18 protein-coding genes, 1 tRNA gene and 1 other RNA gene are annotated in these 23045 nt (G+C 34.7%); 4 read left to right on the forward strand and 16 right to left on the reverse strand.

The window, feature by feature from the left end; all coding sequences use genetic code 11:
• Nucleotides 1-405: 405 nt before the first annotated feature.
• The 11 genes from recR to gltB form a co-directional block, all read right to left on the reverse strand.
• Nucleotides 406-1002, reverse strand: coding sequence for a recombination mediator RecR (recR, locus tag HMPREF2737_RS05625; RefSeq protein WP_011276782.1), 597 nt, complete (start codon nucleotides 1000-1002; stop codon nucleotides 406-408).
• A 6-nt stretch (nucleotides 1003-1008) separates the two neighbouring features.
• Entirely contained in the window at nucleotides 1009-1326 is a 318-nt protein-coding gene (locus tag HMPREF2737_RS05630) for a YbaB/EbfC family nucleoid-associated protein (RefSeq protein ID WP_001213992.1), read from the reverse strand.
• Nucleotides 1327-1478: 152 nt separating this feature from the next.
• Nucleotides 1479-3194, reverse strand: a complete 1716-nt coding sequence (gene dnaX, locus HMPREF2737_RS05635; protein WP_037552562.1) for a DNA polymerase III subunit gamma/tau — start codon at nucleotides 3192-3194, stop codon at nucleotides 1479-1481.
• A gap of 68 nt (nucleotides 3195-3262) precedes the next feature.
• Complete coding sequence (locus HMPREF2737_RS05640) at nucleotides 3263-3790, reverse strand: GNAT family N-acetyltransferase (RefSeq protein ID WP_037552564.1); 528 nt, start codon at nucleotides 3788-3790, stop codon at nucleotides 3263-3265.
• Between the two features lie 306 nt (nucleotides 3791-4096).
• Nucleotides 4097-4366, reverse strand: an RNA gene (gene ffs / locus HMPREF2737_RS05645) — signal recognition particle sRNA large type.
• A gap of 90 nt (nucleotides 4367-4456) precedes the next feature.
• A complete protein-coding gene (treR, locus tag HMPREF2737_RS05650) occupies nucleotides 4457-5182 on the reverse strand; it encodes a trehalose operon repressor (RefSeq protein WP_037552567.1) in 726 nt (241 codons plus the stop codon).
• A gap of 32 nt (nucleotides 5183-5214) precedes the next feature.
• Nucleotides 5215-6849 (reverse strand): alpha,alpha-phosphotrehalase, encoded by a 1635-nt coding sequence (gene treC, locus HMPREF2737_RS05655; protein ID WP_037552570.1) that lies wholly within the window; start codon nucleotides 6847-6849, stop codon nucleotides 5215-5217.
• Between the two features lie 93 nt (nucleotides 6850-6942).
• Nucleotides 6943-8391 (reverse strand): PTS system trehalose-specific EIIBC component, encoded by a 1449-nt coding sequence (gene treP, locus HMPREF2737_RS05660; protein ID WP_037552572.1) that lies wholly within the window; start codon nucleotides 8389-8391, stop codon nucleotides 6943-6945.
• A gap of 198 nt (nucleotides 8392-8589) precedes the next feature.
• Nucleotides 8590-8682: transfer RNA gene (locus tag HMPREF2737_RS05665), tRNA-Ser, on the reverse strand.
• Between the two features lie 112 nt (nucleotides 8683-8794).
• A complete protein-coding gene (locus HMPREF2737_RS05670) occupies nucleotides 8795-10258 on the reverse strand; it encodes a glutamate synthase subunit beta (protein ID WP_037552576.1) in 1464 nt (487 codons plus the stop codon).
• Nucleotides 10259-10276: 18 nt separating this feature from the next.
• Nucleotides 10277-14797 (reverse strand): glutamate synthase large subunit, encoded by a 4521-nt coding sequence (gene gltB, locus HMPREF2737_RS05675; protein ID WP_037552578.1) that lies wholly within the window; start codon nucleotides 14795-14797, stop codon nucleotides 10277-10279.
• A gap of 163 nt (nucleotides 14798-14960) precedes the next feature.
• On the opposite strand from gltB, the gene gltC reads away from it, so the two are divergent.
• The 3 genes from gltC to HMPREF2737_RS05690 all read left to right on the forward strand — a co-directional run bounded on the left by gltC (nucleotide 14961) and on the right by HMPREF2737_RS05690 (nucleotide 17895).
• Nucleotides 14961-15848: a glutamate biosynthesis transcriptional regulator GltC gene (gene gltC / locus HMPREF2737_RS05680; RefSeq protein ID WP_037552580.1), complete on the forward strand. Its 888-nt coding sequence runs from the start codon at nucleotides 14961-14963 to the stop codon at nucleotides 15846-15848.
• 158 nt (nucleotides 15849-16006) lie between these two features.
• Entirely contained in the window at nucleotides 16007-17089 is a 1083-nt protein-coding gene (locus HMPREF2737_RS05685) for a YibE/F family protein (protein ID WP_037552594.1), read from the forward strand.
• Nucleotides 17086-17895, forward strand: a complete 810-nt coding sequence (locus HMPREF2737_RS05690) for a YibE/F family protein (protein ID WP_037552582.1) — start codon at nucleotides 17086-17088, stop codon at nucleotides 17893-17895. Before HMPREF2737_RS05685 ends, HMPREF2737_RS05690 begins: the two co-directional genes overlap by 4 nt.
• A 97-nt stretch (nucleotides 17896-17992) precedes the next feature.
• Here HMPREF2737_RS05690 and HMPREF2737_RS05695 read toward each other — a convergent pair whose 3' ends face one another.
• On the reverse strand, nucleotides 17993-18457 hold the full coding sequence (locus tag HMPREF2737_RS05695) for a GNAT family N-acetyltransferase (protein ID WP_037552585.1): 465 nt from the start codon (nucleotides 18455-18457) through the stop codon (nucleotides 17993-17995).
• A gap of 7 nt (nucleotides 18458-18464) precedes the next feature.
• Nucleotides 18465-18854, reverse strand: coding sequence for an NUDIX hydrolase (locus HMPREF2737_RS05700; protein ID WP_037552586.1), 390 nt, complete (start codon nucleotides 18852-18854; stop codon nucleotides 18465-18467).
• A gap of 128 nt (nucleotides 18855-18982) precedes the next feature.
• Here HMPREF2737_RS05700 and HMPREF2737_RS05705 point away from each other — a divergent pair, with 128 nt between their 5' ends.
• A complete protein-coding gene (locus HMPREF2737_RS05705; protein WP_011276795.1) occupies nucleotides 18983-19261 on the forward strand; it encodes a hypothetical protein in 279 nt (92 codons plus the stop codon).
• A gap of 62 nt (nucleotides 19262-19323) precedes the next feature.
• Here HMPREF2737_RS05705 and HMPREF2737_RS05710 read toward each other — a convergent pair whose 3' ends face one another.
• The 3 genes from HMPREF2737_RS05710 to HMPREF2737_RS05720 form a co-directional block, all read right to left on the reverse strand.
• Nucleotides 19324-20313 (reverse strand): LysM peptidoglycan-binding domain-containing protein, encoded by a 990-nt coding sequence (locus HMPREF2737_RS05710; protein WP_037552587.1) that lies wholly within the window; start codon nucleotides 20311-20313, stop codon nucleotides 19324-19326.
• Nucleotides 20314-20710: 397 nt separating this feature from the next.
• Nucleotides 20711-21856, reverse strand: a complete 1146-nt coding sequence (locus HMPREF2737_RS05715; protein ID WP_037552590.1) for a bifunctional cystathionine gamma-lyase/homocysteine desulfhydrase — start codon at nucleotides 21854-21856, stop codon at nucleotides 20711-20713.
• Between the two features lie 2 nt (nucleotides 21857-21858).
• On the reverse strand, nucleotides 21859-22755 hold the full coding sequence (locus HMPREF2737_RS05720) for a PLP-dependent cysteine synthase family protein (protein ID WP_037552593.1): 897 nt from the start codon (nucleotides 22753-22755) through the stop codon (nucleotides 21859-21861).
• Nucleotides 22756-23045: the final 290 nt, after the last annotated feature.

Below are 23045 nucleotides of genomic sequence, written 5' to 3' on the forward strand. Positions count from 1 at the left end.
TCAATTTTATTACCACAAGAATTAATTATACTCGTTATAAACTTTAAAGTCAACAACTTTTTATTAATTTTTGAAGTATTTTAATGTTCGTTGATTTGTTTCGCTCAACAAATATATACTATACAGGCTTTCAGTCGTTTTAACAACGGTAAAAATTACACTAACAATAATTAAAAATCTATATAAAACCTTAATAAACGAACTAAATATAGATTTAAATAAATTTTTGTTCGTATTTGAGAAGAAATTGGAATGTAATACCCTATATCCAACATTTTATTCACTCAAATAACAAACTTTAAAAAATTTACGATTTTTTAAGATAAATTAAAAAATCGCTATTACAAATCGAAATATAACTTTAATAGCTATATTTACTGACAATTTGTAAATAGCGATCCTATTTTACATTTCTGTTCTTCCAGCTATTGCTTTAGATAAAGTAACTTCATCTGCATATTCTAAATCTCCACCTACTGAAAGTCCTTGAGCTAATCTAGTTACTTTAATTCCAATAGGTTTCACTAATCTAGATATATACATTGCTGTTGATTCACCTTCTAAATTAGGATTCATTGCCAATATTAATTCTTTAACCTCTTCATCTTTTAATCTATCTATTAAAGTTGGGATATTAATATCTTCAGGCCCAATGCCATCCATCGGGGAGATAGATCCATGCAATACATGATAGAGACCTTTGTATTCTCTCATCTTCTCCATTGCAATAACATCTTTATCATCTTCGACCACACATATAACTGAACGGTCACGTTGCTTATCTTCGCAAATATAGCAAGGGTCGTTTTCAGTTATATGTCCACATACACTACAATAGGTAAGCTCACGTTTAACATCTACCAATGCTTTAGCAAATTGGACTACATCGTCTTCTTTCATATCTAAAGTATGAAATGCCAGACGTTGAGCCGTCTTGGGACCAATGCCTGGCAGTTTCATGAAACTATCTATTAATTTAGATATCGGTTCTGGATAATGCATCTATAATTACATTCCCGGAATGTTTAAGCCTTGTGTATGCTTACCTAAACGTTCTTGAGTTAATTCGTCAGCTTTGTTCATCGCTTCATTTGTTGCTGCTAAAACTAAATCCTGTAGCATTTCAATATCATCTGGATCTACTGCTTCTTCTTTAATTTCAACATCTACAACTTCTTTATGACCAGTAACTGTAACTGCTACCATGCCACCACCAGCTGTACCTACAATGCGTTCTTCTTTTAATTTTTCTTGTTCTTGAGCCATTTTCTTTTGCATTTTTTGCATTTGTTTCATCATTTGTTGCATATTTCCGCCACCGCGCATAATATCATTTCCTCCTTGAATGTATCGACATTATCTTTTAATTTATATTTTATTATACATACGTTTATATTTATTGTCATGTATCTCTGTTTCATGACTCATTTCGACAATTCACTAACTAAAGTAAGTTCATTCTATTCATAAAATAAATTCTATTCTTCGTCTATTAAATGAACTGTTTCTTCTCCAAATAAATCACGTGCTTTCTGTGCTACATCAGTGTCTTGTTGCTCTTCTCTATCATCAGATGGCGTTTGATGTTCTTCTTTATCATACTGTTTTCTACTATTAATATATTCTGTTCGCACTCTCATCCATTGATCTGAAGGGACCCCAACTACTTCAACATTCTTATTGATGATATTTCTTACTACATTTTCAATGCTAGTTCTTTTCTCATCATCTCTATTCACAATTTCACAGTGAATTTCTTCATCAAATTGAATTAATACTCGTTTTTCACTAGCAGCTACAGGAATTGAGTTTTGTAATAAACTTACTAATGATTTTTTATCATTCTTTTTCGCATAATCTACTACTTCTAGCCAATGTTTCTTCAATAATTGAATATCTTCTTTATTTGCTTCATCTAATACCTTAGCAATATTTGTCATTGAAAATGTGCCTTTATTCTGACGTTTACCACGTGTGTTTGTTTGTGATGATTGTTGTTTAGAACTTGCTTGAGCAATACCTTGTGCTTTAAGTGTTTTCAGTTCATTTTCTAATTGTTCCATACGTTGAAATAACACTTCGTTGTTAGGTTGTGATGCAACCTGAGTCGTTGCTACATTAGTAACGGTATCAGGTTGTGATTTCACCATTTCAGCAATTTTCACTAATAGCACTTCAAAGTGAACATTTTGATTCACACTAAATCGTATTGAAACTAATGTATCATTAATAATATCAATCATATGATAGAGCATGTCTAAATCAAAATTCATTAACGCATCAAATTCAGCGTGATTATTTACAGTTTTATTCATAATTGTATCGCGAACAAAATAAATCATGTCATTTATAAGACGGTTAACTTCTTTTCCTTCAGAAATAAATTGATGATAGCGTGTAAATGCATTTTTAACATTACCATCAACGACATCTTTAAATAATTCATTTAAAGCCGCTTCATCTACACTACCTGTTACGTCTAATGCGTCTTGTAGCGTAAGGTGCTCATCACCAAATGCGATAGCTTGGTCCATGATACTTAATGCATCTCGCATTCCACCTTCAGATGCTTTCGCAATAAACTCAAGTGCTTCATTATCATAATCTAACTGTTGTTCTTCAGCGACAAAGCGTAAACGATCAGTAATTTGTTCAGTACCAATCGCTTTAAAGTCAAAACGTTGTGCACGCGAAATAATTGTAGGCGGGATTTTGTGTGGTTCAGTTGTAGCAAGGATAAATATGGCATGTGCTGGTGGTTCTTCAAGCGTCTTTAATAACGCATTAAAAGCCCCAGTTGTTAGCATATGTACCTCGTCAATAATATACACTTTATATTTCGACTCACTAGGTGCATACTTCACTTTATCTCTAATATTTCGAATCTCATCTACACCATTATTACTCGCAGCATCAATTTCGATAACATCACCATTCGTACCTTGTGTAATGCCTTTACATATCGCACATTCATTACATGGTTCACCGTCTTGAGGATTTAAACAGTTTATCGCTTTAGCAAATACTTTAGCAATACTAGTTTTACCAGTCCCACGAGGTCCACTAAAGATATAGGCATGAGACTGTTTACCTTTGGAAATGGCGTTACGTAACGTCTTAGTTACATGTTCTTGACCCACAACATCTTGGAAACTTTGGGGTCTAAACATTCGATACAAAGCTTGATAATTCACATCCGCACCTCCGTTAACAATTACTCTACATTATACCACGCATTATCATCTAAGTTTCAATGAATTTATTAAGTCATATCAGCATCTTGCACAATGCCATGGGGGTATTCATCCAGTTGATCCCATAAGAATTTTACACGCAAAGCGGATGGATTGGTTTCTTTTGAAAAAATATTATGTTTGTCCGCCGGTTCATAACCTACTTCTTCGAAATATGCCGGGCAACATCCCACAACAATAGTCGTATAATGTTGAGATTTAGCACGTTCTTCAACAGCTTGAACTAAAGCTTTACCTAATCCCTCATTACGATATGGTTTATCTACTATAAGAGAAGCTAATTCCAAAGCTTTGTACCGTTGATCATCCGCCTTTAGGTTAATTTCACTGAGCATGATGTGCCCTATAATATCGCCAGCTTCATTTTTTGCAATCACTTCAAGTTCATAATTATAGTTTAATGCTCTGCGTAGTCTTGAAATGAGTTCTCTTTGCTTTTGACCAACACCTTGACCTTTGTTATCGTAACTTGATTCAATCTTATTTAATGTTTCAATATAATCCATTTCAGTTAATGTACTTAAGAACAGTCGCATAATGACACCCCTTTGATTAGTCCGAGCAGTCCCCATTTTATATTCGAACAAACCACTTTCCCATTTTATACTCATTCATACATATTCTATACAAAAAACGAGCCTGGGACAAAATCAATGTCTCAGGCTACAATTATATATTGGCAGTAGTTGACTAAATTAAAACTACACTTATAACAAGCATTTTTAATTTTAGTCAATCTTGCCAGGGCAGGACAATGAATTCATAAAAATTCCTGTCCTACTCCTCACTTAAATTTATATTTAAAATTTTATTTGTCTCGGTTAGTTTAAAATATTAAAAAACCGTGCACCTTCGAATCGAGTGTGTATCACAAACGTTACCGAAGTCGACAGCTAAATCTCGGCTACCCTACGGCACATATGAGGATCCACTTAATGCTGCTTCCGTCAGGACCTGACATGATTCATGGGTTCATATTGCATAGGACCGAAATCTTCAAACACTACGTGCTTCGGGCAGACTTCACAAAAACACACCCTCAACAAAGGAATTAAGTCTCGCATAAAGCGGATTTCGAGTACAGGGAACCGCTACCTCCCCACCTAGCACGGTAAGTTTTATAATACTATAAACTTTCTTCAGATTGCAAGCGTAAAGTTTCAATTAGTAATTCAATGAATCGAAACCAGTACAATTTCATCTTATAATTTGTGTCGTCTTGAAAATTCTTGGAATTTAAACTCTGTCGCTAAATGCTTCGACACATTGTATTGGAATGGCATCGTATTATTTAAATAAACGACACTTCTCACTGTTGCGGTATATGGCGGTTGTATTTTCCCAAAAACATCATATTCTCTTTCAGTAAAAGGCTCAAAGGTAATCGACTTACTTGAATAACTGATATCTAATCCTAATTGCGTTTCTAAGTAATGATATATAGAATCTTTTGCCACTGAATTCGAAATATCGGATACTATTGAAGTTAAAAAGTAATCTTCATCCAAAATTTTGACCTTTTGATTGACATTTCTCGTGCGTACTACATGGATTAGTACATCATCATTACTAATATTCAATTGCTTTTTAACATGAGGAACTGAGTTTGCTTTAACCAATTCGTTAATGAGCACTTCCGTTTCATGCTTGAGACCAAGTTCCTCTTGCACTTCTTTGAAGCTAATCAATTCTGAGAACGGAAACTCCGTGATACCTTGATCTATTACAATGGACCCCTTACCCCTAATTTTTTGAATCATGCCATCATTTGCTAATAAATCCAATGCTTTTCTAACAGTCTCACGTGACGCTCCATACAGCGTTAATAATTCATGTTCTGAAGGTAGTTGTTGTCCGTATGTGTATTCGCCCTCATGTATTCGTTGTTTAAGTTGTTCATATATTGTTATGAATTTTTGTGTTGCCATTTGTTTCTCCATTACATCAACCTATTTACTTTTTATTGAACATTAATCACTACTGCACCAAATGGAGATATTTCACCATTTTCTATTGTACCGCTTTGAATTATCGTCGTCCCCTCACTATTAAGGTCTTCAGGTAATTTTATTGTTTCTTTTGAAAAGTTAGCAACGACTAGCCACGTTTGGTTGTCATAATTTCGACGATAAATGAATAACTGTGGATGTTCCATATACATCGGCTCGATATCACCATACGTGATGATATCGTGTTCATGACGTAATTTGATAAGTTCGCGATACGTGTGTAGTACAGAGGTAGTATCTTCGATTGCCGCTTCTACATTAATGTGTTCTGTATTGTTAGGAATATCAATCCATGGCGTACCTGAAGTGAAACCTGCTTGTTTCTCCGATGTCCATTGAATAGGTGTTCTAGAATTGTCACGTGATTTTTGACCTAAAATTGTTAGAACTTCACTTTCATCAATACCTTGTTGCACTAGATTATCGTAAGCATTACGCGACTCGACATCGCGATATTGCTGAATAGAATCAAAGTGTGGATCTGTCATGCCAATTTCTTCACCTTGATAGATATAAGGTGTTCCTTGCAACATGTGTAATGCGATTGCCAACATTTTAGCACTTGCTTGACGATTCTCTTCTGTAGAATCATCGCCAAAACGAGAAACAACGCGTGGCTGATCATGATTACACCAGAAAATCGCATTCCATCCTCCACCTTCAAATATTCCAATTTGCCAATCCATCAAAATTTCTTTTAATTTTAAAAAGTCTAATTTAGCGTTCGACCATTTTTCTCCATCGACATAATCTACTTTTAAATGATGGAAATTAAAGACACTACTTAACTCTTGTCGATCTGGTCTTGTATAATTGATACAGTTATCAATTGTTGTAGAGGACATTTCTCCTACCGTCATCATATCTTTATCACCAAATGTATGACGATTAAGTTCATGGAGATATTCATGTACACGTGGACCGTCAGTATAAAATTCTTTACCAATTTGTGGTGAATCTTTAAATTCACCTTTTGAAATAAGATTAATTACATCAAAGCGGAAACCATCTACACCAAATTGAATCCAATGATTAACAACCTCATATAAAGATTGTCTAACCTTTTCATTATCCCAATTTAAATCTGCTTGTGTAACATCAAATAAATGTAAATAATATTCATCCGTCTTCTCATCATATTGCCAAGCATTCCCACCAAACTTAGATTCCCAATTAGTTGGAGGGCCATCTTGAGAAGGCTTGAAGTAATAATAATCACGATAAGGGTTATCTTTAGAACTAATCGCTTCTTTAAACCATCGGTGTTCTGTAGACGTATGATTAATAACTATATCTAACATGACTTTCAAATCACGCTTATGCGCTTCGCTTATTAAAGTTTCAAAATCTTCCAATGTACCAAAGCGTTCATTTATTTTTAAATAATTACTAATATCGTACCCATTATCATTCATTGGGGATTCATAAACAGGAGTTAGCCAAATATAATCGACGCCTAAATATTGAATATAGTCCAACTTCTCAATAATGCCATTTATATCACCCTCACCATTACCTGTAGTGTCGTTAAATGATTTAGGATAAATTTGATAAACTACCGATTTCTTCCAATCTTTATGTGCCATAGATAGTCACCTTCCATTTAATTATAGTTTTATATGCATTAAAGACGCTCAAACACTTAACATGTGAAATTTGAACGTCTTCATTTGTATTAATTATTTCGCTACAGTTTCGTCTGGCGTTGCCACCATTTTTTTAGCTTTAATTGTTGTAAATCTTGCAAAGATGATTGTCAAAATAGCTGGTATCACCATAGCAAGTAATGTGACTGGTATATAAATGAACCAAAATTCACTGTGGATTGATATGAATGCTGGAACACCACCTACACCAACATTGCCTAACACCTTATTAGCGCCAATAATGGCACCTAAAACGCTTGATGTACAAATAGCAGCGAAGAAAGGTACTTTTAACGGTAAGTTTACACCAAACATTGCAGGCTCTGTAACACCTAAAAATGATGATACACATGAAGTTAATGCTAAACCTTCTTCTTTTACCATTTTACGTCGTTTATAAATAAACCATGCTCCAAAAGCAGCCGAACCTTGGCAAATATTAGAAATCGCAACGATAGGCCATAAATATGTACCACCTAGTTTACTACCCATTAATTGGAAATCTACTGCTAAGAACATATGGTGTAATCCTGTAATAACAAGTGGTGCATAGAAGAAACCATAAAGTGCACCGCCTAACCAACCAGCGTGCTCAAAAACAAATTGTACTGCTCCAGTTATACCTGTACCTACTGCAAGTGCAATCGGACCAATAATAATAAATGCTAAGAAACCTGTTACGAGTAGCGCTACTGGTCCAACAACCAACATTTTAATAGAATCATAAACAACTTTATTTAATGCTTTTTCAATGAGTGATAAGACATAGGCCGCAATTAAAACAGGCAACACTTGACCTTGATAATTTAATTGCTTAATTTCTAAACCAAAAAGATTCCATGTCGGAATATGTCCTTTAGCAATATCGTATTGTGAAACTAATTGTGGATGCATCAAAATAAGCCCTAGTACCAACCCCAAAATAGGACTGCCACCAAACACTTTCATACTACTCCAACCAATTAAAGCTGGTAAGAAGATAAATGCTGTACTTGCAATTACGTTAATAATATTTGATATATCACCTAACTGTGGAAACTGTTCCACAAGTGGTTTAGGACCAAATAAGTCTTTCATGGTAAGTAAATTATTAATCCCCATTAAAAGACCCGCTGTAACTAATGCCGGTAAAATCGGTATAAAAATATCTCCCAATAATTTTATAAGTCGTTGTAACGGATTACCTTTCTTCGATGCAGCAGCTTTTGCATCATCTTTTGACGATTCTTCTACACCCGTTTCTTGAATAAATTGCTTATATACTTCGTCTACAGTACCAGGCCCAATAACAATTTGGTATTGGTTATCCGCTTTAAATTGGCCTTTGACAAGTGCGTTGTCGTCTAGTGCATCTTTGTCGACTTTATTGTCATCTTTTAAAACTAAACGCAATCGAGTAACACAATGTGTTGCAGTGTCAATATTTTCTTTCCCACCAATTGTTTTAACGATGTCTTGCACGTCTTTTCTTTTTACAGCCACACCCTTCACTCCCTTGTTTATAATAACTCAAGTATAACTTGTCTAGACAAGTTTTGTAAAGGTTTTCATTATTGTGTGCTAATTTGTGCATTAAATTTATCACTGACTTCGGAGGCAATAAAAAAGACAAGTACTCAATATGTTATAAATTGAGTACTTGTCTTTTTTATATTTATTAGTCTTGGATTTTAATTATAATGGCGGAGGAAGAGGGATTCGAACCCCCGCGGCCCGTTAAGGCCCTGTCGGTTTTCAAGACCGATCCCTTCAGCCGGACTTGGGTATTCCTCCAATGAACACAATAAATATCATATACCACGGTTCATCGGAAGTCAATTACTTTTAAGTTTAAAGTGTAAAAATATCCATTTTATTTTCACTACTATCTTATTTTTAAAGTAACTTACACGAATACCTTTTGTTTCAAGAATTTATCGACAGATTGAGCAACAGCACGTCCTTCTTTAATCGCCCAAACTACAAGACTTTGACCTCTTCTCGCATCCCCAGCGGCAAATATTTTTTCTTTATTAGTGCGATAATCTTTATCGTTGGCGATGATTTTATTTTGTTGTGTAGCAATATCAAAAGATTTGGGTACTGTAGGTTCGGTACCTTCGAAGCCTATCGATAAAAGAACAAGATCTGCTGGCCAATGTCTTTCAGTACCATCTACGACAACCATTCCTTCTGGTGTTTCCTCTAAGATTTGTGTATATACACCACGCACATTACCAATATGATCAACATCATATCGCATAGTTTGAACACCATAAGCGCGAGGCTCTCTACCGAAACGTGCTTCATATTCTTTATGAGCATAATCCATTTTGAAAACAGGTAATGCAAGTGGCCACGACGTATTACTTTCAAACGCAATTTTTTCAGGTGCTTTCGTATATTTGTTAAATTGCACAATTGACTTACAATTTTCACGTAAGGCAGTAGCAACACAATCCGCGCCAGTATCACCAGCACCGATGATGATTACATTTTTTCCTTTAGCCGTAATAGTTGGTTCGTCAATTTCACCATTTAGTAATTGAGTCTGCTCGGTTAAATAATCCATAGCAAAGTGAATACCTTGACTCATACGTCCTTCTAATGGCAAGTCACGTGCTTTTTGAGCTCCTGTACATAAGATAATAGCGTCATATGTCTGTTCTAATTCTTCGCGTGAGATATCCACACCAATGTTGGTATTCATTTTAAATGTAATACCTGCTTCTGTCATCAGTGTAATACGGCGACGCACAACATCCTTATCTAATTTCATATTGGGAATTCCATACATTAATAAACCACCCGCTTCTGCGGCTCTTTCAAACACCGTCACTTGATAACCCATGTAATTGAGCTCTTCAGCTGCAGAGAGGCCTGCAGGACCACTCCCAACAATCGCTACAGATTGTTCTAACCTTTGCTTAGGATATTTAGGTTTAACCCAACCGTTATCATATGCTTCATCAATAATTGTGCGTTCTATCCCTTTAATTGCGACTGATTCACGATTAATCTTCATAACACAAGATTGTTCGCAAGGTGCAGGACAAACACGTCCTGTAAATTCAGGAAAATTATTTGTTTCACTTAAACGTTGATATGCAGCTTTGAAATCCTGGCGATAAACCAAATCATTCCACTCAGGAATATAATTACCAATAGGGCAACCAATGGTTTCTCTACCGAAAGGAAGACCTGTTTGACAGAATGGTGTCCCACAATCCATACATCGCGCGCCTTGAACAGACGCCTCATCACGTGAAAAACGTTGTTGAAACGCATCATGATGTTTTAGGCGTTCAACTAAAGACAGTTCAGATAATGATTGCTTTTCATATTTCATAAATCCTTTAAACTCACCCATAACAGACCTCTCCTTTCTTTAGTAAATAACTGCTGGCTGTAATTCTTGTTCAATTGTCTTACGTTCATCATAGAATGCTGCCAGTTTAGCATCATCAAGTTGTGGCAAACGACGACTTTGTAATTCAATTTTTTGCATCATTAGTTCATAATCTTTTGGAATCACTTTAATAACTTTGTCTGCCACATGTTCAAAATCATTTAAAATTGCCGCTGCTTTTGTACTTTGGGTATAACGATAATGTTCCTCTAACATTGTTTTAAGTAACGCTTTCTCCTCTTTGTGTGTCACTCTCTCAAAAGCTAGGGTTGGTAATTGGTTTTTACGTTTGAATAATTCGAGATTACTTGGAAATACGTAACAAACGCCTCCGCTCATACCTTGACCGAAGTTCTTACCTACATCTCCTAAATTGACTACATGTCCTCCAGTCATATATTCCAAACCATGATCACCGATACCTTCTACTACTACATCAACACCACTGTTTCTAATACAAAAACGTTCGCCAGCACTACCATTAATAAAGGCTTTACCTTTTGAAGCACCATAGAAACATACATTCCCAGCAATAATTTCACGTTCGCGTTGTTTATTTGGTGCCTTAATCACAACAGTACCACCAGATAACCCTTTACCAACGTAATCATTTGCATCACCTGTATGTTGGACTAACAATCCTGATGGTGCGAATGCCGCTAAGCTTTGTCCAGCATGACCATGTGTTTTAGCTACAATTGTCCCCTCTGGTAACCCTTTAATACCGTGACACTGAGTAATGTAACTTCCTGTGATAACACCTACATCTCGTTGTTCATTATTAATCACATAATTCCCTTTAAATAATTTTCTATCCTCAATACTTTGTTTAGCATCTTTATATAGATAATTTAAATCGAAACCTATATCTAAATGATGATTTTGATTAATTTCTTTTGAGTTAGGGCCATCAACTGAATCCAATAACTTATCAATGTCTAGTGTTGCTGCTTTTGATTGTTCATCAATTCGACTTGAGCGTTGTAACAAGTCGGTACGTCCAACCAATTCTTCAACTGTTCGTAGTCCTAACGATGCTAAGACCTCTCTTAACTCTTCAGCAATAAAATGCATAAAGTTAACAACGTGGTCAGCCTTACCTCTAAACAACGCTCTTAAATCTTTGTTCTGAGTCGCGATACCTACTGGACATGTATCATTATGACAAACGCGCATCATGATGCACCCTAAAACAACTAATGGTGCAGTCGCGAATCCAAATTCTTCGGCACCTAGTGCACATGCTAATGCAACATCTCTACCTGTCATCAACTTACCATCTGTTTCTAAACGAACACGACTACGTAAATGATTTAATTTCAATGTTTGATGCGTTTCAGCTAAACCAAGCTCCCAAGGTAAACCGGCGTGTTGAATACTCGTCTTAGGAGATGCACCTGTACCACCATCATATCCACTCACGACGATTTTATCTGCAAATGCTTTAGCGACACCCGATGCAATGGTTCCGATACCTGTTTTCGAAACTAATTTAACTGCTACATCAGCGCTTCTGTTTGCATTCTTTAAGTCATGAATTAATTGTCCTAAGTCTTCAATTGAGTAAATATCGTGATGTGGTGGAGGTGAAATCAATCCTATACCTGGCGTTGAACCTCGTGTCTCAGCAATCCAAGGATATACTTTTGTGCCCGGTAACTGTCCTCCTTCTCCTGGCTTAGCACCTTGAGCAACTTTAATTTGTAACTCTTTTGCATGTTGCAAATAATTACTAGTCACACCAAAACGGCCAGAAGCGACTTGCTTAATAGCACTTGATAACACACTACCGTCTTCTTGGATTTCATAGCGTTTAGGATTTTCTCCACCTTCACCACTATTACTTTTACCACCTAGTTTATTCATAGCTTGTGCTAATGTTTGATGCGCTTCTTCAGAAATAGAACCATAGCTCATTGCCCCCGTATTAAAACGTTTAACAATAGTCTCTACTGATTCAACCTCACTAATATGAATCGGCTGCTGTGCTTTAAATTCTAATAAATCACGTAGATGATCATTTCTCTGATCATGTACAGCATTAGAAAAAGTTTTAAACTGTGTATAATCATTCTCACGACATGCATGTTGTAACAAATGAATTGTTGTAGGATTAAACACATGATGTTGACCTTGTTGTCGCCATTGGAAGATACTTCCTGAATCTAGGTACTCATTATGTCTTTGTTGACGCATTTTATTTTCAGTATCAATTTGTTGAATGCTTAGCCCTGATAACTTAGACTGTGTTCCAGTGAAATAGTCATCAATCACCTCTTGAGATAGACCAACCGCTTCAAAGATTTGAGCCCCTTGATAACTTTGAACAGTAGAGATACCCATCTTCGCCATTACTTTAATAACACCCTCTGATAGCACACGTGTATAAGTTTCAACGTTGTCGGAAACGGCGCCTTCTAAACGATGTGTTTCAGTTAAATGTGCAATAGTATGCTGAGCTAGATATGGAATAACAGCATTTGCACCATAGCCTAATAAGCATGCTACATGATGAACTTCACGCGTTTCTCCAGATAGTGCCACTAAGCTAGTATCCATACGTAGACCTTCTCTGATTAATAACTGATGAATATGACTGATAGCTAATAGCATTGGCATAGCGTAGCGTTGTTCTTTCACTTTACTTTCATCATCATTATCAATAAGTTCACTATCATCAAGAACTAATATAGTATGACCATCTCGAGTAGCTTGTATCGCCGCTTCACCCAGTCTTTCCAATGCCTCTTTAAGGTTATCTTGATATAGTGTAGATAAGTGTTTCACGTTAAACTTACTCTGTTTAATCTTATCTAATTGCGTTAAAGTTAGGACGGGTTTTGCCAGTTGAATACGGTCTAATACTGTTTCATCAGGATGGAACAAATTACCTTCTCCACCTAAATAAGATAACTCACTTGTTACTATCTTTTCGCGATAAGCATCAATAGGTGGGTTAGTTACCTGTGCAAATAATTGTTTAAAGTAATTAAATAGGGACTCTGGTCTTTCATTTAATACCGCAAGTGGCGCATCGTAACCCATAGCACCAATTGGATCTTTCTTACCTATCACTAATTCAGACATATATTTATAGATATCTTCTTTCGTATATCCAAATTGACGCTGCAACTTAAATAATGTCCCATTGTTTAATAAAGGTTGATGATACGTTTGGGCTTCTAAGTTTAGGTCCACTTTGTGGCTTTCCAACCATTCTTTGTAAGGATATTGATTGGCAATTCGAACTTTTAATTCATTATTTTCAACCACTTTATGAGACTCAAAGTCTACAAGTAATAACTTCCCAGGATTGAGCTGTCCTTTATAAGCAACATTGTCTTCATGTACATCTACTACACCCACTTCAGATGAAAAAACAATAAAATTATCTTTTGTAATTGTGTAACGACCTGGTCGTAATCCATTTCGGTCAGTTAATGCACCAATTTTATCTCCATTACAAAATGAAATCATCGTTGGTCCATCCCATGGTTCCATTAAATAGCTATAAAACTCATAGAACGCACGAACATTGGCATCATTTTCTTTGTTGTATAACCACGGTTCAGGTATAAGCAACATCGCTGCTTCTTCGGGTTCCATCGCTAATGATAAAAATTCTAACGCATTATCTACAATCGCTGAATCACTACCATCTTCATCAACAATGTTTTGTATTTTAGTATGTTCTTCGCCAAATAATGTTTGAATTAATTGTCTTTGTCGTGCTCTCATCCAATTCACATTACCTTTAATCGTATTAATTTCACCATTGTGCATCAATAATCGGTTTGGGTGCGCACGCTTCCAACTCGGGAACGTATTTGTACTAAACCTTGAATGAACAAGTCCTAGTTTAGATTGATAGTCTTCGTGATTTAAATCTAGATATAGTTTCTTAATTTGATCTGAGCGTAACCAACCTTTATAAACAATTGTCTTATGCGATAAACTTGTGAAATAAAGTCCTAAATCTTGTCGTTCTGCATATTGCTCTATTTGCTTTCTCGCTATATACAATGGTTTAACCGGTGTTTCAATAGATCTAATATCAATAAACACTTGTTGAATGTGTGGCATCGTAGACGCAACATGAGGTGCCACTGCATTAACATCGACAGGCACATCACGATAGCCAATTACCTTTAAACCTTCACTTTGAAAGTAGTCATTGAATTGCGTTTCATGTTTCGTACCTTGAATCTTTTTATTAGAGAAAAAAAGACCTACCGCATAATCTCCCTCGTTAGGTAAGTCTAAATTGACATGAGCTTTAAAAAATTGAAATGGTATTTCGGTCATAATACCGGCACCATCACCTGTTATACCATCTGCGCCAACACCACCACGATGATCAAGACGACGCAACATTTCAAGTGATTTTTCGATGATATCATGTGACCTTAAATTATTCATGTTTGCGTAAAACCCAATACCACATGCATCATGTTCCTCACGGCAATCGTATAATCCTCTTTTTAATCTTTCATCAAACATGATGCCCACTCCTTTTGAGAATTTTCAGAAAATTTACTGTTAATAATATTAAATATAATGTAAAATATTTATCTGAACAATATATTAATTAGATGACTTTATTCTAATAATTAGAACAATTAATACTAATAGGTAAATTTGAAAAGTTGGAAGGGGCATGTATATGGAAATTAAACAATTAAAATATTTTGTAGAAGTAGCACGTAGAGAACACATCTCTGAAGCAGCACTTGAGTTGAACATAGCCCAATCTGCAATAAGTCGGCAAATTACATTATTAGAACAGGAATTGCAAGTAACGTTATTCAATAGACAAGGGAGAAATATTCATTTAACCTCACATGGTAAAGCTTTACTCAATCAAGCTACGCAAATTTTAGAGCAATTAGATGAAACGGTAGCGTTATTTCAACAAACAAATCATAAAAATGCACGTGTTCTGAATATTGGTTTTGAGGAAAGCTATATTTCTCAAATGATTACTGCGATTATTCAAGCATTTGAACGACAATATGATAGCATCATCGTTCCTCATATTATGTCATCATCTGATATTTCCGAGGCACTTTATACTGGCAAAATAGATATTGGCCTAGTTGAAATTAACGCCGAACTTCAGAAGAATACTAATTTATCATTGAAACCATTATTTGAGGAAACATATCATATTTATGTACCTAAAGATGACGTCATTGCTTTATCGATTAATCCTCCGCTAACACAATTTGCCAAAACACAACTATTCACTTTAAAACCTTTGGCATCGACAATTGAAAGTCGTTTACAGCACACTTTAAAGCTGCCAGTTAATATAGTTGGTTCTAAATCTTTAGCGAATTATTTACTTAAACATCAACGTGGTTATGTTATCTTGCCAGATTATTTATCTTTAGAAAATGATAAAGATGAATTATGTGATATTTCGTTAGGCCATACAGAATTAAAGCGATCATTTTGCGCCGTCTTTAAAAAGGATAATAAAAAAGTTGATATACTTAATTTATCGAATTTAATACATCAACTTTTAAGCAAAGTATCTACATACCACTAATGTTATAAAGAGGTATTCGATAATTAAATGGATACTATTTGAATAATAATGCTGACGAGCGTATAATCACTCTGACTTAATTAAGAATAGAATTTGATTTATAAATGAGGGTTAAATTAATGAATGCACAAAAACGCAACAATTCTAGTCATCGCGTGATGAATCGCATCATAGTTCTAATTGGTGTACTTATTATCGGTGCTTTTATCTTTACGTTTTTCAATGCTAGTTTCTACAATACACCTATCGGTAAAGTTACTCATGTAGAAAAAAGTAACGCTCAAAAGGTTGTTGATGAGCAACATAATACAGATTTTAAATACAAACAGCATTTAACAATAAAGATATTAAATGGAAAATTTAAAGGCGAATCAACTACGATAGACAATACATATGTTAAATCTCAAGCAGATTCTGAGCACTTTAGCAAAAATAACAAGGTGCTAATGCATATTCAAAATAGTCCTAAAGATGCAACTATCTTAGAGAAAAAACGCGATAACTTAACTGTAGCAATCGCAGGTATATTCATTATGTCTCTCTTACTAGTAGGACGTAATGTAGGCTTACAATCTATTCTGTCACTCATCTTTAACACTGGTGCTATCTTGATAGCTATTGCAATTCATGATAAACATCCATCTACTAATCTATTCAATTTGATGAGTGTGGCGATCATTTTCTCCACCATTGTCACGTTATTGCTCGTCACTGGTTGGCACATGCGCACTTGGATTACAACAGTCGGTACTTTATTAGGTACATTTTTATGTATTGGTATCACTCAAATTATTATTCAGTTAACCAATGGTGCTGGTATTAAATATGAAACAATGAGTTTTTTAACGCTGCCACCTAAAGATATATTTTTAGCTTCTGTACTTATAGGATCATTAGGTGCAGTGATGGATGTTGCTATTACAATATCAAGCGGTATGTATGAAATATTACAACGTACACCTAACATTTCTTTATCACGTTGGGCTTTAGCAGGTCGTAATATAGGACAAGATATCATGGGTACAATGACGAACATTTTACTTTTTTCTTACTTATCTGGAAGTCTACCGATGTTCTTAATCTATTTAAAAAATGCTAACACATTTACGTATACGATTTCGATGAACTGGTCTTTAGAAATTGCTCGTGCTTTAACTGGTGGTATTGGTATCGTTCTAACGATTCCAATTACAATTAGTTTGATGGTTATGTGGATGAAATGGAAGGGTGTGACAAGATGAATGCAGTCGTCCTACTAGCACTAATTTTATTAATTTTAATGCTCATTTTTGGCGGTAAAAAAGGCTTAATCTCATACTTAACATTATTCTTAAATTTTATTATCCTGCTAATTAGTATTGTGTTCATCTTATTTGGAACACCTATATACCTAGTTTCACTAGTTTTTTGCATTGTCATTGCCGCATGTAACTTATTTATTTTAAATAGTTATAACATTAAGACCAAAGCAGCTTTTATTGCTACAATAATTACTACCATTCTCTTAATAGTTGGTATTTATCTATCAATAAGCATCGGTCACTTACAAGGCTTTACAACAGAACAACAAGACGAAACATATATTTTTTCAATGAATATCGGTATTGATATGGTTCAATTCTCAGTATTTACAGTCATTTTGGCAGTAATTGCAGCGGTCATCGACTTAACCATAACTATAAGCTCACCAATGTATGAACTTAATGAAACCAACCCCACCCTTTCACGTAAGGCATTGTTCCAATCAGGCATGCGTGTAGGTAGAGAAATTCTAGCAACTTCTGCCAATACGATATATTTAGCTTATTTTGGTGGTCAATTGACATTATTCTTTTGGTTTTTCCAATTACATTATTCTTTCGGACATATCATTAACTCAAAAATATTTGCTCAAGAATTTATTTCTATCTTACTAGGTGGAATTGCCGTAGCGATTAGTATCCCGATTACGGCATGGATTACAGCTTTATTAATTAAACACCCTAAATTTAATCAAAAGCATTCTGAAATTTCTTCGCAATCTACGAATCAAAATTTTAAAAATTAACTTATAAAAATATAATAGGCGGGACACAGTTCTCTCAAAAATAGCCAGTAAATGAGTCTTGATAAATTCATTCACTGGCTTGTTTATTTATAAGCATCTATATTTTAAAATTCATAACGTAAACTGGTCGCCCTTCTAAAATTGCATCTCCAGTAATAGAATATTGGGCTTGTTTATATAATCCGATGGCTTTGTCGTTGTCAGTATTCACAGTTAATATTATTTCATTAATGTAAGGAAATGTTGACTTTATATAGCTTGGTAGTTGTTGAATCACTGCTTTTCCAAGACCTTGACCACGATATCGTGCATCCACACTAAATGAACGGAAAAATATAGCTTTATTATTGTCACTATATGGTTTAACACCCCGACCTTCATGTAAAGTAAAGAATCCTACACATTGATTATCCCTCATAACAAGAGTCGGGTGACGCTCGTCGTCTCCTTTAGCTAAATCAATATTATGGATAGGTGTCCGAGTGAATTTTCTATCTTCTGGTAATATTTCAAATACATCTAATAACGGGTAATCTTGAATTGAATATGGTCGAATTTCCATTATGCCCCTACTTTCTCTCTGAAAATGTTTCAATCCACTTTATAACAGCGGGTGCTATTAACATTGTTTCAGATTTATCGAACCAACGTATATCAGTAATTTCATTGTCAATTTCAACGTTATTCCAGTCAATTTCTTGTTGAAGTTTAAATCCATTTAGTTCTGTTAGCATGTTCGTTTGCGGGTATGCATCGCCTATGACCGTTCCAATATATGTGAAATCCTCTTGTGGAAACTCTAATTGTAGTTCCTCTTTTACTTCCCTTTGTATCGCTTCTAATTGCGTTTCACCTTCATCAATTTTACCACCCGGGAAATAATACTTCTCTCTATTTCTTACTTGTACTAATAAGATTTGGTTCTCTGTTTCCTCCACTAAACAAACACACTTTATCATATAATCACACCTTTTTAACGAAATATTTTGTACTTCAAAAATATATGTTATTTTAGTATGATGTTAACATATAATAATATACTAAATGATTATTTGATGACATTTAGATATTTCGGAGGGTATTATTCATGGCAAAAAAATCAAAATTAACGCGCGTTTCAAATTTAGTTAGTACAGCCGGCTTTATCGTAGATGGTTATAACGGTATTAAATTCGACGCGAAAAATAAAAATCTAGTTTATTTATCTTTAGGCCTAAGCACTGTAGGCACACTCTTAGATTTCGTAGTATCAATGAAATCTCCTTACAAATTCCGTAAGCTAACGTCATTCGTATCATTCATTATTAATGTTACACGTTTAGCTTCAAGCTTTAGAAAAGTTAAAGAAGACTATAATTTCCAATAAGATAAAAAAGCTAATCAAAAGAAGTAAAGTATACTTCCTTTTGATTAGCTTTTTTTGATAAATTAATGAATAAATTTATAATTGCGTACTTGATAAGCAGGGATTGTACGATATGTTAAAATACCTGGACTCGCACTAAAGTTCATTTCTGAAACTAAAATACTACCATTGCTATTAACACGTTCTACAAATGCTACATGACCATAATAACCGGCATCCGATTGTGCAATTGAACCTACTGTTGGGTTACCATCAATACGATACCCATCTCTAGCTGCAGCATTATCCCAGTTATTAGCATTCCACCAATAAGTACTAATACCTTTTCCAATAGCAGCACGACGATTAAACACATGCCATGTACATTGTCCCCAATCATATAAATTTCTATGATTAAATACTGGTGATGAATAATACGTTGATTGTGCTGTACGCGTTGAGTAAGTGTTTGAAGAAGCTGAACCACTAATTCTTAATTTTTGACCAGGATAAATAAAGAAATTATTTAATCCATTTAATCTCATAATATGTTGATATGTTGTACCATATCGGCTAGCAATAGATGATAGTGAATCCCCATAACGTACTGTATAAGTACTTGATGAACCACCACTATTTGAATTATAACTTGAGTGTGAATTTGAACTTACATACCCAGATACTTTTAATTGTTGACCAGGGAAAATTAAAAAGCTATTTAATCCATTTAAATTCATAATATGACGATATGTTGTACCATATCGACTAGCGATAGATGATAAACTATCCCCTGCTCTAACAGTATATGTACTACTTGAATTACCGTAATTTGAACGACTTGAATAATTAGAAGATCCTGAAACTTTTAATACTTGGTTTGGAAAAATAAGATTTGATGATAAGCCATTTAATGATTTTAATTTAGATACAGTGATACCATAATGGTGTGAAATAGACCATAAAGATTCACCACTTCGAACTGTGTGCGTTGTTGATGCTTCAGCTTGATGAGCAAATAATGTACTAAGTGCTCCTGTCCCTAATACTGCTGTTGCTAGAATTTTTTTATTCATACAAAGCTCCTCCTTAATCTTATGCTTGTTCATTGGGTTACTTACCACTTAATTCTATTTGTACTAGACACTTATCTGTATTAAATCTTTATTACATACTTCTTTCTTTTATCCGTTCAAGTAGTGTACTTATACTAAATTAATACAATTCGACATGATATTCCATTTCAATTTGATTACATATCTATGAATTTTTTGTACACTACTTTTGAATTTTAAATAATATGCATAGAAATATAATTTACTTTTCATAAGTGTATAACACATTCTCAACTATTGAGATTTAACTTTTATTTAAAATTAAGAGGGTGGAACAAAATTGATTGTCCCACCCCTATATGGTTGATTCTAACTATAATGTAGAATTAAAATATTATTTTGTCTTAACTCATTTGATTTAGTTCAAAGTATCAATAGCTTGTTTTAAGTCTTCAACTAAATCATCTGTATCTTCAATACCGATTGATAAACGTACGAGTCCATCAGTGATACCTTCTTTAGCACGGACATCAGCAGGGATAGATGCATGTGTCATTAAAGCAGGTACTGAAATTAAACTTTCAACTGCACCTAAACTTTCAGCTAATGTGAAGTAGTTTGTTTCACGAATAAGTTGTTTTGCTGCTTCAGTATCTTTTACTTCAAAAGCAACCACGCCTGTATGACCACTTGCTTGAGCGGCATGAATATCATGGTTTAAATGGTCTTTAATACTTGGATGGAATACTTGTTGAACTGATGGATGATTTTGTAACATTTCAACAATAGCTTTAACATTACGATTAATTTGTTCCATACGTAATCCTAATGTTTTAATACCACGAACTAATAAATAACTATCTTGTGGTCCAAGAACACCACCTGTTGAATTTGAAATAAAGGCTAAACGTTCTCCTAACTCGTCATCTGCAGTTGCAACCAAACCAGCTACAACATCACTATGACCACCAATATATTTAGTAGCTGAATGTAATACAATATCAATACCGAAATCTAATGGATTTTGATAGTAAGGTGTCATAAATGTATTATCTACTACTGAAATTAAATTATTTTCTTTTGCAATTTCTGCTGTACGTTTAATATCTGTTACACGTAATAATGGATTTGATGGTGTTTCTACATATAACATTTTAGTTTCTGGTTTAATATAGTCTTTGACATTTTCAATATGAGTTGTATCTACGAAATCAACATCGATGCCATAACGTGTAAATACTTTAGTTAATGCACGATAAGTTCCACCATACACATCAGAATTTAAAATAAGATGATCACCTTTATCTAACAACATGATGACCGCACTGATAGCCGCCATACCTGAACCAAAAGCAAAACCATGTTTACCATTTTCTAAATTAGCAATAACACTTTCAATCGCTGTACGTGTTGGGTTAGCTGTACGGGAGTACTCGTATCCTTGTCTTAAGTCACCAATCTCGTCTTGTAAATACGTACTTGTTTGGTAAATAGGTGTCGTAACTGCACCTGTAAAGTCATCTGTTGTATGTCCACCATGAATCATTTGTGTTTTTTTCTTCATCATTATTCTCCTTTGTATTCAAATATTTTTTTCGACATATAACGATCGCTTCCATCTGGAAAAATGGTTACAATAACGCCCTTATCGATTTGATTTTTAATATCTAAAGCACCTTGTAAAGCAGCGCCTGATGAGCTACCTACTAATAATCCTTCTTGTTGTGCTAAACGTTTAACATTGTCAAAGCCATCTTTATCACTTACTGTAATAATTTGATCTACTAAACTTCGTTCCAAAAAGATGGGCCATTTTTCTGAACCAATACCTTCAATATCATGTGAATGTGCTTCGCCACCATTTAATATTGAGCCTTCTGGTTCAACAATCACATTCTTTACACTATATTGTTTAAGATGTTGTGCAACGCCTGTAAACGTACCTCCTGAACCCACGCCTGCAACAAAGTAGTCTATGTTTGGCAAAGTATCAGTCAGTTGTTTACCTAACGTATGCGTATATGCCGCTGGATTATGTTCCGTTTCAAATTGGTTCATATATATCGCCCCAAATTCTTGGGCGTAGCTTCTTGCTTTAGTTTGTGCACCAATCATGCCTTCATCTTTAGGCGTACGTTTAATATCTGCGCCTAATGCACGCATAATTGATATTTTTTCTTCAGAAAAGCCCTCTGGCGCAAAAATAACACATTTTAAATGATACCGATTGGCAGCAATTACAAGTCCTATTCCAGTATTTCCTGCTGTAGCTTCAACAATCGTACCCCCCGAAGAAACTCGACCTTCTTTTATGGCTGTTTCAACAAGGTATTTACCTAGTCTATCTTTCACACTACCACCTGGATTGAATTGCTCTAATTTAGCATAAATCTGAACGTTCTCATCGCTAAAACTTTCCAGTAATACGAGTGGTGTTTGTCCTATTAAGTCAAATGCAATCATATTAATTATCTAAAGCGCTCTTACTCGCTTTGACTCAACCTACCTTCTGTTTATAGTATTCATCAACCCCAAATTTTGTTTGTAATCCTTACTCAATCACTATGAATTATACGATAATCTTTAGATTTATGCAAAACTGCAAATTTCAAACTTTCCCCTGTAATTATAGGTTCTGTTGCAAAGTTAGAAAAATATAGCTAATTACCTTTTTATCATGTCGTTGTTCCCTTAACTGGCTAACATATGCCTAATTTCATGGCATGGCGAAAATCCGTAGATCTGAAGAGACC

Origin of the sequence: Staphylococcus sp. HMSC069D12, assembly GCF_001810405.1 — a bacterium.
GTDB lineage: Bacteria > Bacillota > Bacilli > Staphylococcales > Staphylococcaceae > Staphylococcus > Staphylococcus haemolyticus.